The sequence below is a fragment of the Photobacterium angustum genome, assembly GCF_003026365.1.
GTDB classification, from domain to species: domain Bacteria; phylum Pseudomonadota; class Gammaproteobacteria; order Enterobacterales; family Vibrionaceae; genus Photobacterium; species Photobacterium angustum.
The window spans coordinates 1-14,305 of record NZ_PYOM01000018.1 but is presented as its reverse complement, the minus strand read 5'-3'; the positions used below and the strand labels follow the sequence as shown (position 1 = coordinate 14,305).

General features: G+C 39.0%; 10 protein-coding genes and 1 pseudogene. 6 read left to right on the top strand and 5 right to left on the bottom strand.

Translation table 11 applies throughout. The annotated features are described in order from the left end of the window. Nucleotide 1: 1 nt before the first annotated feature. Nucleotides 2-853 (bottom strand): SIS domain-containing protein, encoded by an 852-nt coding sequence (locus CTN01_RS17175; RefSeq protein WP_045147308.1) that lies wholly within the window; start codon nt 851-853, stop codon nt 2-4. Nucleotides 854-1,105: 252 nt separating this feature from the next. Here CTN01_RS17175 and murQ point away from each other — a divergent pair, with 252 nt between their 5' ends. After that, a complete protein-coding gene (gene murQ, locus CTN01_RS17170; RefSeq protein WP_045147306.1) occupies nt 1,106-2,011 on the top strand; it encodes an N-acetylmuramic acid 6-phosphate etherase in 906 nt (301 codons plus the stop codon). A 31-nt stretch (nt 2,012-2,042) separates the two neighbouring features. Next, entirely contained in the window at nt 2,043-3,497 is a 1,455-nt protein-coding gene (murP, locus tag CTN01_RS17165) for a PTS N-acetylmuramic acid transporter subunit IIBC (RefSeq protein WP_045147304.1), read from the top strand. Between the two features lie 135 nt (nt 3,498-3,632). Here the strand turns inward: murP and CTN01_RS17160 are convergent, their stop codons facing one another. The 4 genes and pseudogenes from CTN01_RS17160 to CTN01_RS17145 all read right to left on the bottom strand — a co-directional run bounded on the left by CTN01_RS17160 (nt 3,633) and on the right by CTN01_RS17145 (nt 9,704). Beyond that, the gene (locus CTN01_RS17160) at nt 3,633-4,466 is read right to left on the bottom strand and encodes a C13 family peptidase (RefSeq protein WP_045147301.1); all 834 of its coding nucleotides are present in this window, start codon (nt 4,464-4,466) and stop codon (nt 3,633-3,635) included. 293 nt (nt 4,467-4,759) lie between these two features. Continuing rightward, a pseudogene (locus CTN01_RS17155) lies at nt 4,760-5,005 on the bottom strand (autonomous glycyl radical cofactor GrcA); the annotation flags it as partial. Between the two features lie 307 nt (nt 5,006-5,312). After that, on the bottom strand, nt 5,313-7,610 hold the full coding sequence (gene pflB / locus CTN01_RS17150) for a formate C-acetyltransferase (protein ID WP_045147300.1): 2,298 nt from the start codon (nt 7,608-7,610) through the stop codon (nt 5,313-5,315). A 384-nt stretch (nt 7,611-7,994) separates the two neighbouring features. Then, entirely contained in the window at nt 7,995-9,704 is a 1,710-nt protein-coding gene (locus tag CTN01_RS17145) for an electron transfer flavoprotein-ubiquinone oxidoreductase (RefSeq protein ID WP_045147297.1), read from the bottom strand. Nucleotides 9,705-9,835: 131 nt separating this feature from the next. Between CTN01_RS17145 and CTN01_RS17140 the strand changes: the two genes are divergently transcribed. The 4 genes from CTN01_RS17140 to CTN01_RS17125 all read left to right on the top strand — a co-directional run. Then, nucleotides 9,836-10,669: an electron transfer flavoprotein subunit beta/FixA family protein gene (locus tag CTN01_RS17140; RefSeq protein ID WP_080896137.1), complete on the top strand. Its 834-nt coding sequence runs from the start codon at nt 9,836-9,838 to the stop codon at nt 10,667-10,669. Next, nucleotides 10,669-11,625, top strand: a complete 957-nt coding sequence (locus CTN01_RS17135; protein ID WP_045147295.1) for an electron transfer flavoprotein subunit alpha/FixB family protein — start codon at nt 10,669-10,671, stop codon at nt 11,623-11,625. Before CTN01_RS17140 ends, CTN01_RS17135 begins: the two co-directional genes overlap by 1 nt. Before the next feature lie 408 nt (nt 11,626-12,033). Next, the gene (locus CTN01_RS17130) at nt 12,034-13,428 is read left to right on the top strand and encodes a peptide MFS transporter (protein WP_039871731.1); all 1,395 of its coding nucleotides are present in this window, start codon (nt 12,034-12,036) and stop codon (nt 13,426-13,428) included. A 197-nt stretch (nt 13,429-13,625) separates the two neighbouring features. Further along, a partial coding sequence (locus tag CTN01_RS17125) for a winged helix-turn-helix domain-containing protein (RefSeq protein WP_211317083.1) occupies nt 13,626-14,305 on the top strand: 680 nt, incomplete at its 3' end.

Sequence of the window (14,305 nt, the reverse complement as noted above, 5' to 3'; positions counted from 1 at the left end):
GTTAAATTCTATCAATGACTGATGATATATCACTTAAAAGTAATTTAGCATCATCGCTTTTAAGCTGTAATAAGGCCATAAAAAGTAGATCAGTGATAACGTTCTGTGCGGTTCGCGAAGAAATTGAAGAGCTTCGAAATTGTTTTTCATCGGCAATAGTGTCAATCGTATAGTGGGCTAATTGCCGTAAAGGGCTCTTTTTTATATTTGTTAACGCAATGACTGTCGCGCCTTTGTCATAAGCTGATTGTGCTGCCATTATTATCTCGCGCCGTTTTCCTGAAAATGAAATAGCGATGAGTATGTCGTCTTTCGTTAATGTATTCGCTGTTGCGATTTGCACATGTGTATCTTGTTCAGTGAGTGCAGTAATACCTAATTTTAACAGCTTAAAGGTGAGATCTTTGGCGGTTAATGCTGAACCCCCAATGCCTACAATTTGAATGCGATGTGCTTGATTTAGCCGTTTTACGATAGTTTCAAATTCTGAAAAATTGATAGCGTTGGTTGTCGCAATCATAGCGTGTGTTTTCTCTTGTATTAACTTTTGTGCAATCGTTATTGAAGAATCATCGCTATGGATCTTGTTATGAATAGGTCTTTTGGGCTCAAGTATGGCATTTTGTTGAGCAAGATCTTCAATAATAGCAAGTTTTAAAGCTGTAAACCCTTTAAAGCCAAGTCGTTGAGCAAATTTGATCACACCAGATTGTGAAACTCCTACCTTTACCGCTATATCTTGGCTGACATAGGCACTTAACGAAGCTGGGTCTTCAAGAATAAAGTCTAATATCTTCACTCCATTACTCGATAAGCTACTTCTTTGGTTTTGCATTCGCTCTAAAATACTCATATTTTCCTATTTTTCTTGAATTAATTATTCAACGAGACTTAAACATTATTCATTAAAGCTGAGTGGAGTTAACTGTCTGAATAAATGAGTTATTTTCATGCTGTTTAAAATTTTCAAATGAGTTGTGACTCGTATTTATTCTCTAATTTTGGCACAAAATGAATAATTTTAGTTGTGATAACTATCACTTAAATGAATTTTTTATTCGTTATGATGCCTCTCAACAAAACCTCCGAGTGAAGAGAGCAGATAATGAAAATTGATCTAACAACCTTAGTGACAGAAAGCCGAAATAAAGATAGTGAAAACATCGATATGCTATCAACGGTTGAGATGTTGAAAGTTATCAATCAAGAAGACAAGAAAGTGGCACTTGCAGTAGAAGCAATTATTCCTGAAATTGCCAAGGTTGTTGATCTTATCGCTAATGCTTTCCAATCTGGCGGACGTTTGATTTATACCGGTGCTGGTACATCAGGGCGATTAGGTATTTTGGATGCCAGTGAATGTCCTCCTACATACGGTTCTAATCCGGACTTGGTGGTTGGTTTAATTGCTGGTGGCCATACAGCGATTTTAAAGGCTGTTGAAAATGCAGAAGATAATGTTGAATTAGGAGCTAGTGACTTACAACAGATTGGTTTTAATGAAAAAGATGTGCTTGTTGGTATTGCTGCAAGCGGACGTACGCCGTATGTCTTAGGTGCAATGAATTACGCAAAAAGTATCGGTGCAACCGTTGCTACATTAAGTTGCAATGCGAATAGTCCAATGACGCAGATCGCAGATATTTCATTAACACCCGTTGTTGGCCCTGAAGTGGTAACCGGTTCTTCAAGAATGAAGGCCGGTACTGCACAGAAATTAGTACTAAATATGTTAACCACAGGGGCAATGATCCGAACTGGGAAAGTATTTGGTAATTTGATGGTCGATGTTGAAGCGACCAATGCCAAGCTCATTCAACGTCAACATAATATTGTAGTTGAAGCGACAGGGTGCAGTGAATCACAAGCAGCGGAGGCACTTGCCCAGTGTAATAACCATTGTAAAACCGCAATCCTTATGATTTTACTTGATATTGATGCTGAGTTAGCGACTGCAAAACTCGGTAAGCATCATGGCTTTATTCGTCATGCACTTTTAGAGCAAGAATAATAAAATAATCGGTTATATCGAGGATCATAAGATGGCCAAAATAACTGCTTCAATGATGCAAGAGATACTCACTGCAATAGGCGGCAACGGAAACGTTATAAAATGCGGTAATTGCATGACGCGATTGCGTCTTACTTTAAAAGATGACAGTTTAGCGGATCGAGATTCAATTAAGCGCATTGCAGGGGTGATGGGGTTAGTTGAAAGTGACGATCAATTTCAGATTGTGTTAGGGCCGGGCAAGGCACAGACCGCAGCTGAAATGATGAATAGTATGCTTGAGAACGAGCAAGATGAGGAGAAAACTTCTCCAAAAACACATTCAGACCTAAAAGATGTGGCTTCTGCACATAAACAGCAATTAAAGAAAAAACAAACAAGTGCAGCACAACGCTTTTTGAGCAAGTTTGCAACTATATTTACGCCTTTAATTCCCGGTTTCATTGCCGCAGGTTTACTACTAGGTATAGCGACCTTGCTGGAACAACTTTTTGTTATAGGGCAGGCTTCGCCTAATGCTCATTTACTTGATTTAATTGCGTATATGAAAGTTTTCAGTAAAGGTTTATTTAGCTTCCTAAGTATCCTTATTGGTTACAATGCGCAGCAAGCGTTTGGTGGTTCAGGGGTAAACGGTGCGATTTTAGCATCACTGTTTGTACTCGGTTATAACCCAGATGCAACGTCTGGCATTTTCTCTGGAATGAACGACTTTTTCGGCAATGGTATCGATCCACGAGGCAATATTATTGGGGTACTGATTGCAGCGATTATTGGTGCTTGGGTTGAGAAAAAAGTCCGCCAATTTATACCAGATAACTTAGATATGATTTTAACTTCTATGATCACCTTATTGATCATGGGTGCTGTTACCTTTGTAATTATCATGCCAATTGGTGGTGAGCTGTTTAAAGGTATGTCATGGTTATTTATCAACTTAAATGGTAATCCATTCGGCAGTGCGATCTTAGCGGGTTTATTCTTAATCTCAGTGATGTTTGGTATCCACCAAGGCTTTGTTCCGGTTTACTTTGCACTGATGGACGCTCAAGGCTTTAACTCACTTTTCCCAATTTTAGCCATGGCAGGGGCGGGGCAAGTGGGGGCAGCGTTGGCTTTATATGCTAAAGCGAAAAAAGAATCTTTGTTACGCGTGCAGGTAAAAGGGGCGATCATTCCGGGATTATTAGGTATCGGCGAGCCGCTTATCTATGGTGTGACATTACCGCGTGTTAAACCTTTTGTTACTGCATGTGTGGGGGGCTCTGCTGGTGGTTTCTTTATTGGGTTAGTATCGTATCTGGGATTACCAATTGGTTTAAACACAGTATTTGGTCCATCTGGTATTGTTGCTTTACCTTTAATGACCTCAAGTTCTGGTATCTTTGCTGGCATGGCGATATTCACCATTGGTTTGCTGATCGCTTATATTGTAGGTTTTGTAGCAACATGGTTCTTTGGTACGAAAAATGTCGATTTAAGTTAAAACTTGAATCGTAATTGAGCCGTTGTTGAGAAAATGAAAATATAATTCATAACGGATGTATTAATAAAAAGCGGAGCTAAGGCTCCGCTTTGTCGTTTGTTACTTCATAGAACGACATAGTCTGAAATAATAATATTATTGAGATATTTCTTTTAACTTATCGATAATAGGTTTTGACGTAATCATCATTGGTTGTGAATTCTCGAATCCCATTTTATTTTCTTTAACTGTGATTCTGGCTTTTGCCGCGATGAAGGCCATTATAAATGAAGCATTTTGTGCAAGCTGTTCTTTAAAGAAAGCTTCACCAAAATAAGTAAATTCAGAGGTGTTTGTACAACCAAATGATGGTTGGTTTGGATTACTCGCTGTAATAACTAAAGTATGTAAATCTGCAATTTCATTAGCGAATTGTCCTGAGAAACACGATGAAACCACGACAACTTTCCACTTTATTTTTGACTCAACGAGGGATTTTTTAAGATCTTTGGGTTTTATTAACTCTTTGTGATGCGGCCAAAGTTTAGAGTGTAAGCCTTTTTCAAAAGAACCATGTCCAGTCAGAAAAAGAAAAACAATATCTTCATTTTTGTCGATAGTGTTACCAATATTTTTTAATACATTATCAAGATTCGATAGTGTAGCCATCGGAGCTTCATTGATAGTTGATGAGTGATTAATCAATGTAACAGAGCGTCCTTTGGTATCAAATTTGTTATCAAATAACTGTTGTGCATATTTAACTTCTTTACTAAATACGTTCTGACTAGAGTCTGCCGCAAAACCTACAAAATATAAGTCTGTTTTATTTGGGCGTTGTGGTAATAATTTTGAAGTTTGCTGTTCAACCAAAGATGGTTGAGCTAGTAGAAGTTCCTTCGACGCACAGCCTGAAAGAATCGCGAAAGAAAGTGCGATAAGTATTAATTTAGGAACAGAAGTAATGAGCTGAATGATTGCATTTAACATGTTATTTCTTGATCTTTTTAGTCATCGATAGCTCTTTATACGAAACTGGAGACTTAAATTAGAGCAATAAATACAGTTTATCGAGTGAGTTCACAACCTCATTTGTAATGCATTTATTTACATAGTAAGCATAAAACCTTTGTTAATTTAGTAGCTGAAAGAGTAGGTTTTGCGATTATAAATCTTCTGTAAATAATGAATAAAAAAAAGCCGCCATAGCTGGGTTAAACTATGGCGACAAAATGGTAATACCTAGGTAGGTAGTCGGATATTACCAATGTAGTAGCAAATTATTAAATCTTATCAGTAAAGGTACGGCTAATCACGTCTTGTTGCTGTTCACGAGTCAGTGAGTTGAAACGCACTGCGTAACCAGAAACACGAATTGTTAGCTGTGGGTATTTCTCTGGGTTCTCAACAGCATCAAGTAACATGTCACGGTTTAATACATTCACGTTTAGGTGTTGATCACCTTCGATGCCATCTGTTGCGCCTGCTGCCTTATGGTGGAAGTAACCATCCATTAGGGCTGCAAGGCTTTATATCTAGTGTTTATAACAATAAAAAATTTAATACGATTATTCTGTTAGAGCTAACTACTACCAGCGTTAAATGTCCTTATCTTGATGATTATTGTCCTTATTCTGTTATTTATGGAGAGGGAGTAAGCGATAAAATGCCGAAAATAAATAGCCATAAATTATATGGGTATTATCAAGTTATCTTTGCTCATCAAAATGCTCTTTAATAATGAATAAAAAAGCCGCCATAGCTGGGTTAAACTATGGCGGCAAAATGGTAATACCTAGGTAGGTAGTCGGATATTACCAACGTAGTAGCAAATTATTAAATCTTATTAGTAAAAGTACGGCTAATCACGTCTTGTTGCTGCTCACGAGTCAGTGAGTTGAAACGCACTGCGTAACCAGAAACACGAATTGTTAGCTGTGGGTATTTCTCTGGGTGTTCAACAGCATCAAGTAACATGTCACGGTTTAATACGTTCACGTTTAGGTGTTGACCACCTTCGATACCATCTGTTGCGCCTGCTGCTTCGTGGTGGAAGTAACCATCCATTAGCGCTGCAAGGTTTTGTTTCTGTGTTTCTTCATCTTTACCTAATGCATTTGGCACGATAGAGAAGGTGTATGAGATACCGTCTTTCGCGTAAGCAAATGGGAGTTTAGATACAGATGTTAGTGATGCAACCGCACCGTTTTCATCACGACCGTGCATTGGGTTTGCACCTGGGCCAAATGGCATACCAGCACGACGACCACAAGGTGTGTTACCTGTCTTCTTACCGTACACAACGTTTGATGTGATGGTTAAGATTGATTGTGTTGGAATTGCTTCACGGTACATGTGCATCTTCTGAATTTTCTTCATGAAGCGCTCAACAAGGTCGCAAGCGATATCATCAACACGTGGATCGTTGTTACCGAATTTAGGGTAGTCACCTTCGATGTTAAAATCGATTGCTACGCCATCTTCGTCACGAACTGGTGTTACTTTCGCAAATTTAATTGCAGATAGTGAATCAGCAACAACAGAAAGACCAGCAATACCACATGCCATAGTACGGCGTACATCGCGATCCATTAATGCCATTAGAGATGCTTCGTAGCTGTAACGGTCGTGAGAGTAGTGGATGATGTTCAATGCTGTCACGTATTGTGTTGCTAACCAATCTAACATTGAATCAAAGCGTGGCATTAGTGAATCAAAGTCTAATACTTCGTCTTCGATTTTGGCTACTTGTGGGCCAACTTGTGCTTTAGATTTTTCATCAATACCACCGTTAATGGTGTATAGCAGACCTTTTGCAAGGTTAGCGCGCGCACCAAAGAACTGCATGTGCTTACCAACAACCTGTGGACTTACACAACATGCGATTGCGTAATCATCGTTGTTGAAGTCAGGACGCATTAGGTCGTCGTTTTCGTATTGAACAGATGATGTTTCAATCGATACTTTCGCTGCGTACTTTTTAAAGGCAATAGGGAGTTGCTCAGACCAAAGAATAGTCATGTTTGGCTCTGGTGCAGGACCCATTGTGTGCAGTGTATGTAGGTAACGGAATGTGCTCTTTGTTACTAAAGTACGACCGTCTACACCCATACCAGCCATTGCTTCTGTTGCCCAGATTGGGTCGCCAGAGAACAGTGAATCGTACTCAGGTGTACGTAAGAAACGAACCATACGTAACTTCATGATGAAGTGGTCGATCATCTCTTGCGCTTCTTGCTCGTTGATCAAGCCGTTTTGAATATCACGCTCGATAAATACATCAAGGAATGTTGATGTACGACCTAGTGACATTGCTGCGCCGTTTTGAGATTTAACTGCTGCTAGGTAGCCGAAGTAAGTGAACTGAATCGCTTCTTGTGCTGTGCGTGCAGGTGCAGACATATCGATGCCGTATTTCAAGCCCATTTGACGGATGTCTTCTAGTGCTTGAACCTGATCTGCTAACTCTTCACGAAGGCGAAGTGTTTTTTCTAGATCTTGACCTTGCTCTAGGAATGATTGAGTTGACTTGTATTGTTCTTGCTTGTCAGCTTTAAGGAAATCAATACCGTATAGCGCTAGACGACGGTAGTCACCAATAATACGACCACGACCGTAAGCATCTGGAAGACCTGTGATGATGCCAGATTTACGACATGCTAGGATTTCTTTGGTGTATAGGTCGAAACTTGCTTTGTTGTGTGTTTTACGGTAATCAGTGAAGATCTTCTCTACACTTTCATCAAGTTTGCGACCGTATACTTCACATGAGTTTTTCACCATGCGAATACCACCGTTAGCAATGATTGAACGCTTAAGTGGTTTATCAGTTTGTAGACCTACAATTTTTTCTAGATCTTTGTTGATGTAGCCTGCATCGTGAGAAGTAATTGTTGATGGTAAATCAGTATCGAAATCAACCGGCGCGTGAGTGCGGCTTTCTTCTTTAATACCTTCTAGAACGGTATTCCATAGTGATGTTGTTGTTTCTGTAACATCAGCTAGGAAAGACTCATCCCCTTCATAAGGCGTGTAGTTAGTCTGGATGAAGTCACGAGTGTTAACTTCTTGCTGCCAGTTGCCCGCGTTAAAACCTTTCCACGCTTCTAACATTTCTGTAGTAGGGATTGTCATAATGTTTACCTCAATAGGTGATATATGCGAATGCGTTATGATGAGACTGACTCACCATAAACGTAAAATCTGATGTGTGTTGAGCACGATCGGCTGATTTTAATTCACTGCTTTTGAAGCGTATTTTTAATTATTCAACAGTCGTAATTTCGCTGTCTTCACTGCTTCTTGGCTTGAGATAAATACTATGATTTACAGGGTCATGAGTAAAATGAATGCTTTTCATTTTTTAAATGCATTCTGTGCATATATTTGGGTGGTATATGATGAGTAAATAGATATATATGATAAAAAACAACATATTATGTGTTTTTTAGTGTCAGCTTGATGTTAGAAGCGTTTTGTTGTGTTTGCGAGTTTTAATTCAAAAAAAGTTTAGACTTATTACATTTTTCTATAATTAGGCCCAGATCCGCTTTCTGGTGGCGTCCAAGAAATGTTTTGAGAAGGATCTTTTATATCGCAGGCTTTGCACTGTAAACAGTTCCCTGCATTAATTTGAAATTTAGCTTGGTTATTCTCTGTGATTACTTCATATACGCCAGCAGGGCAGTAACGTTGGCTAGGTTCATCAAACGCTTTTAGGTGTTGGCTTATTGGGATTTGAGCATCTTGTAATAGAAGATGGCAAGGTTGATCGTCAGGGTGACTAATAGAAGCAAGATAGAGTGAAGATGTTTTATCAAAGCTTAATTGGTTGTCTGGTTTTGGATAACTTATCTTGTTTGCTTTTGATATAGGCAGTAAGCAAGCATGATCTGGCGCGTTGTTATTAAGCTGCCATTTTGCATAACCACTAAATAGGCTTTGCTCTAAATAGGTTGCAATAGCGCCAGTCAGTTGGCCGAATTTATGTATATTTGCGGTCGTATTTCTCGCTTGGTAAAGCTCCTCATACAACCAACTGCTTTCAAAAAGAGCGTTATAGCAAGGCTCGGTATGAGTATGATCTCGAATTAATTCACTGTATACCGCGCTTGCCGCTAACATGCCAGATTTCATCGCGGTGTGGCAGCCTTTTAATTTGTTCATATTCAGGGTACCAGCATCACAGCCTATTAATACGCCGCCTTGAAATGACTGTTTGGGTAGGGAGGCTAAACCACCTTTGGTAATGGCTCTTGCACCGTATTCAATTCGTTTTCCGTTTTGAAGAACTTGCGCAAATAGAGGGTGATGTTTTAGCCGTTGAAATTCATCAAACGGGCTAAGGTAGGGGTTACGGTAGTTTAAGTCGGTAATAAGCCCTACTGCGATATGGTTATCATCAAGGTGGTACATAAAAGCGCCACCCGTTGAGCTTGATTCGCTTAGTGGCCACCCCAAACTATGGATCACTCTGCCTTGTTGATGCTGTTGCTTGGGAACCTGCCAAATTTCTTTTATCCCTAATGCGTAATGTTGCGGTTGTTTGTGCTTATCGAGCTTAAGTTGTTTTATTAGTGCTTTTCCTAAATGCCCTCGACTACCTTCGGCAAAGATAGTGTACCGCGCGTTAATATGCATAGAGGGTTGATAGTTTGTTTTCTTGTTACCTTGTTTATCTAATCCCATTTCTTTGGTTGTAATCCCCTTTACGGTGCTCATATAAATGGGTAAATCGGCATTATCGCTTGTTACGCTGTCACTCCTTTGGTGTTCAAACTGTATTTTGTCAGCGCAAAAGCCTGGGTAGATTTCGACACCCAATAGTTCGGCTTGTTTTGTTAGCCAACGGCATAACTCACTTAAGCTAACAATGTAATGGTCGTGATTTTCAAACACTTTTGGACGTAATAAAGGCGGGATCGAAAATGCTGATTGTGAGTTGGTTAACCAATAAAAATCATCATGTTTTACTTTGGTCCGGACTGGGCAATCAGTATCTTGCCAGTTTGGTAATAATTCGTTGAGTGCGTGGGGATCAAACAAGGCGCCAGATAAAATGTGTCCGCCGATTTCGGCACTTTTTTCTATTACAGCGATAGAGAATGGGCGTTGATGCTCTTTAGCTAATTGAGCAAGCTGGATAGCACTAGCAAGCCCGGCAGGTCCTGCGCCGACGATTAAAACATCAAAAGAGATACTGTCTTGAGCACATTCTTCCTCTGCCATAGATGACTCCTTTATTGCCTCATTTAACTATAGTCCAGTTGACGTAAACGTAAATTCAACTAGGCTCAAAGAAACAAAGACATTCCAGTATTAGCCGTTAAATCAACGACTTCTTATTAGAGGTATGCGATATGGCAGAATCTACAATCCGTATATTAGTGGCGATAAAGCGTGTGGTTGATCCTTATGTAGCGATCCGTGTTAAGGATGATAATAGTGGTATTGACGATCATAATGTGAAGAAAACCATTAATCCTTTTTGTGCAATAGCACTTGAACAAGCCGTACAATTTAAAGAACAAGGAATAGCGTCTGAGGTCGTTGTTGTTTGTATTGGGGATGATAGTTGCAATGAATCATTAAGGACGGCATTAGCACTAGGTGCTGATAACGCTATTCATATCAATACAAAGCAAACTGAAAGTGACAATGTAACAAAGATCACCCCGCTTAAAATAGCCATGCTGTTATCTGTATTAGCGATAGAGAACAAGACTGATGTGGTGTTAATGGGGAAACAGTCTATTGATGGCGATAACAATCAAACACCTCAAATGCTGGCAGGAATATTAGACTACCCACAAGCAACTTATGCTTCAGAAATTAACTATTACAACCCTTCGATATTAAATGAGCTTATTGTGACCCGTGAAGTCGATGGTGGTCTTGAAACGTTGGCGGTTAAAGTTCCATGTGTGATTAGCTGCGATTTACGACTTAATACACCCAGATTTGCATCACTTCCAAATATTATGAAAGCGAAAGCTAAACCATTAACGACTATTTCGTTGCAAGACTTTATTAACAAAAATAGTTTGAAGTACCCATCGCTTGAAAATCTGATAAAGACAACGCCTCAAACAATACTTCGCTATAACGCGCCAAAACCACGGACAGCAGGGGTTATAGTCGACAATGTCGATGCACTTATTGATAAGTTAAGTCACGAAGTAAAGGTGATCTAATGAAGACAGTAAACGTTTTGATTATCGCAGAGCATGAACATCAGAATATCTCGTTAGCAACACTTAAGGCTGTTACAGCGGCTGCTTCATTACGGCGTTTTAGCAGCGATTTAAGTATTCATATTCTTGTGGTTGGCTTTCAATGTGGGTGTGTTGCACAGCAGGCAGCAGAGTTAACCGATATTGATAAGGTGTTATTGGTGGATGATGTTTGTTATCAGCATGGTTTGGCAGAAAACGTCTCCAAGGTTATTAAGGATCTTGCATCGAACTATAGTCATATTTTTATGAGCAGTAGCACATCAGGTAAAGATCTATTACCGCGAGTATCTGCGATGTTGTGTATAGAGCAATTATCCGATGTGATGGAATTTACTGGCTTAGATTCTGTTGTTCGTCCGATTTATGCTGGTAACGCAACGGTTGAGGTTAAGTCTTGTGAAGCTGTAATGTTAGCGACGATTCGTGGTGCTAGTTTCGAGCCTTGTGGCATATCGGAGCAACACGCCGAGCAAAAAATGCTAAAGATAAGTCACCCATTAACCCATACCCAGTTTGTCAGTATGCAAAGAAGTAACCAGGAGCGACCAGATCTTACTACTGCACGTGTTGTGGTCGCAGGTGGGCGAGGTGTTGCAAGCAAAGATGGGTTTTTATTGATTGAGCAATTAGCAGATACATTACATGGCGCGGTTGGCGCTTCTCGCGCTGCAGTGGATGCTGGATTTGTACCTAATGATTATCAAATAGGACAAACAGGGAAAATTATTGCTCCAGACCTTTATATTGCCATTGGGATCTCGGGGGCAATTCAACATATTGCCGGGATAAAAGATGCAAAAGTGATTGTTGCTATTAATAGCGATCCTGATGCGAGTATCTTTTCTTATGCCGATTATGGGTTAGTGGGGGACTTATTTGAACTAATACCTCATTTTATTCAACAATGTGAATAATGTGCTCTGGGATAAAATTCTATGTTTAAGTGCCTAGACTATACCTTTGTATTGATGTTAATTAGTTGTTTGTTTTTATGTTTTGTTTTGTAAAATCACGACAAACAAACATTTATCTTGTGTTTAAGTTCAAATAAATAAAACAAACAATATTAAACTTGTCAGGTGTGTCAGGATTTAGTGTAAAACACTGGTTAATTAGTAATAGCTAGTTTTTACAACTGCCTCGTATTTGCAACATTATTTTTCACTATATTTTATTGTTTTTTTGTTTTGTTTTAATATCAATTACTTGTCATAAAAAAGCCTCAACGAGATTTTATGCTTAATTTGAGTTACGCATAATTATCCCTTATAACATTTCCTGTATTCATATTTTGAATAAAAATCTGATTAAAAGGAATAATTATGAGAAGAGACTCTAGCACATTACTAGGACACCCTAAGGGGTTGTTCTTATTGTTTGGTACTGAACTATGGGAGCGATTTTGCTTTTATGGCATGCGCGCCATTCTTGTCCTTTATTTAACTTCAAAAACAATGGACGGTGGTTTTGGCTGGACAGCAAAAGATGCGCTAAGTCTTTACGCAACTTATACCGGACTTGTTTACCTTACTCCTTTAATCGGTGGTTGGATTGCCGATAACTTTTTAGGACAACGCCGTTGCGTCATGATAGGTGGTGTGGCAATGGCTGCAGCACAATTTGTACTTGCACTTCCTAACTCGGTTGTTGGTGATTCTGCATTGCATGTTTTCTATGCTGGTCTGACCTTGATGATCATCGGTAATGGTTTATTTAAAGCCAATATCTCAACTATGGTTGGTGATCTTTATGAGGAAGGTGATAACCGTCGTGATGGTGCATTTACCATTTTCTATATGGGTATCAATTTAGGTTCGCTACTTGCTGGTATTATTGCAGGTACCGCTGTAACAATCTGGGGCTATAAAGCAGGCTTTGCAACTGCAGGTATCGGTATCTGTATTGGTTTAACGCTTCAAATGTTATTTGCACGTCGTTACTTGGGTAATATTGGTATTGAAGCTGCGGCTAAACGTGATGCAGCAAAAAACAAATCAGGTAAAAAAGAGCCATTAACAAAAGTTGAACGTGATCGCTTAAAAGTTATCATGGTTATGGGTCTGTTCGTTATTGTCTTTTGGGCTGGCTTTGAACAAGCTGGTGGATTGATGAACATTTACACCCAACAGTATACAGATCGTATTATTGGCAGCTTTACTGTACCAACAGAGTGGTTCCAATCACTTAACCCGTTCTTCATTATTACTTTAGCGCCTGTTATCGCTTCATTATGGGTAAAAATGGGTTCGAAGGAGCCAAGCTCACCAATTAAATTTGCGGCTGCATTGTTCTTCCTAGCAATTGGCTTCCTATTCATGGTGGGAGCAGCGTTAGAACAAGGTGGTGATTTAACAGTAAAAACATCAATGCTATGGCTTGTAGGTGCGTATTTCTTCCATACACTGGGTGAACTATGTCTATCACCAATTGGCTTATCGATGGTAACGAAACTTGCACCATTACGATTATGTTCACTACTAATGGGTGTGTGGTTCTCGTTTAACGCATTAGCGAACTATGCGGCGGGTATTATTGGTTCACATATTGGCGATGCCGGTGCGCTATCTATCTTTGGTGGTATCGCAATTGCTGCAACGCTATCAGGTCTTATTCTTATCGTGTTCTCAGGTAAGTTAGTTGACTGGATGCATGGTGCAGAAGGTCAACCAACGACTGCAATGAAAGAAGCGGAAGCTACCCTTGCAGAAGCGAATTAAAATTTAAACGATTCATCTTCATTTAGCCCATAGTTAGGAATAGCTATGGGCTTTTTTGTTATATTATTTAATAACTGGTTCTTTCTTGAGCTAATACTTGAGCTGTTAAGGTTAATAGAATTGTAATGTGATATCTTTCTATAACTTACGTAATAATTGTAAATTTGTGGTTAGGTAAATTTTGAATAATGGGTTTCATGTCAACGAATTATCAAATAAATCATGTCAATTTTGATTCTAAAAAAGGTTTATTATCAGATAGTTGTCAACAACAACTTTTGACATATACAGAGTCACGCTTATTGACGCTGTTACTTGAACGACAAAACGACATTGTCTCAAAAGAAGAATTAAAAACCTTTGCTTGGGAGCATACCGTTGTTACAGATTCTTCTTTAACAAAATCTATCGCGAAAATTCGCCAGTCTCTTTCTACTTATTTTCCTAATGATGAAATCATTGCAACTGTTCCTCGTGTTGGCTATCGGCTTGATCTTGAAAAAACAAGTATTTCAGAAGAGAAACTAGAGCATGAAGATGAGACTTCAATTGTTTTACCTATTGAAAAAAATGTTGGAAATCAAGCTAAAAAATTACCTTTGAGAAAATTATTTTTAGTTATAAAGCGAGGGCTTCTCGTTTTATCTATTGTTCTGCTTGCATATTCTGGATTTAATCTATTTCGTAAGTTACCTAATGACTATCGGGATTACGTAAATAATGACTATAGTGCGATTGATATTACGAACAATGGTTTTACTCATAGAATAATAAAACCTAAAGATTTCATTATTCCCGAAAAGATAAAAGCTATACTTGCGGAGAAAAAGTGCAATTGTATTTTTATGATTGATAAAGTTGGTGATCATTATAACTT

Excerpts from the sequence above, each read along its gene's own strand:
- CTN01_RS17130 (WP_039871731.1), top strand. The coding sequence starts at position 12,034 with ATGAGAAGAGACTCTAGCACATTACTAGGACACCCTAAGGGGTTGTTC.
- CTN01_RS17145 (WP_045147297.1), bottom strand. The coding sequence starts at position 9,704 with ATGGCAGAGGAAGAATGTGCTCAAGACAGTATCTCTTTTGATGTTTTA.
- pflB (WP_045147300.1), bottom strand. The coding sequence starts at position 7,610 with ATGACAATCCCTACTACAGAAATGTTAGAAGCGTGGAAAGGTTTTAAC.
- murP (WP_045147304.1), top strand. The coding sequence starts at position 2,043 with ATGGCCAAAATAACTGCTTCAATGATGCAAGAGATACTCACTGCAATA.
- CTN01_RS17140 (WP_080896137.1), top strand. The coding sequence starts at position 9,836 with ATGGCAGAATCTACAATCCGTATATTAGTGGCGATAAAGCGTGTGGTT.
- CTN01_RS17135 (WP_045147295.1), top strand. The coding sequence starts at position 10,669 with ATGAAGACAGTAAACGTTTTGATTATCGCAGAGCATGAACATCAGAAT.
- CTN01_RS17175 (WP_045147308.1), bottom strand. The coding sequence starts at position 853 with ATGAGTATTTTAGAGCGAATGCAAAACCAAAGAAGTAGCTTATCGAGT.
- CTN01_RS17160 (WP_045147301.1), bottom strand. The coding sequence starts at position 4,466 with ATGTTAAATGCAATCATTCAGCTCATTACTTCTGTTCCTAAATTAATA.
- murQ (WP_045147306.1), top strand. The coding sequence starts at position 1,106 with ATGAAAATTGATCTAACAACCTTAGTGACAGAAAGCCGAAATAAAGAT.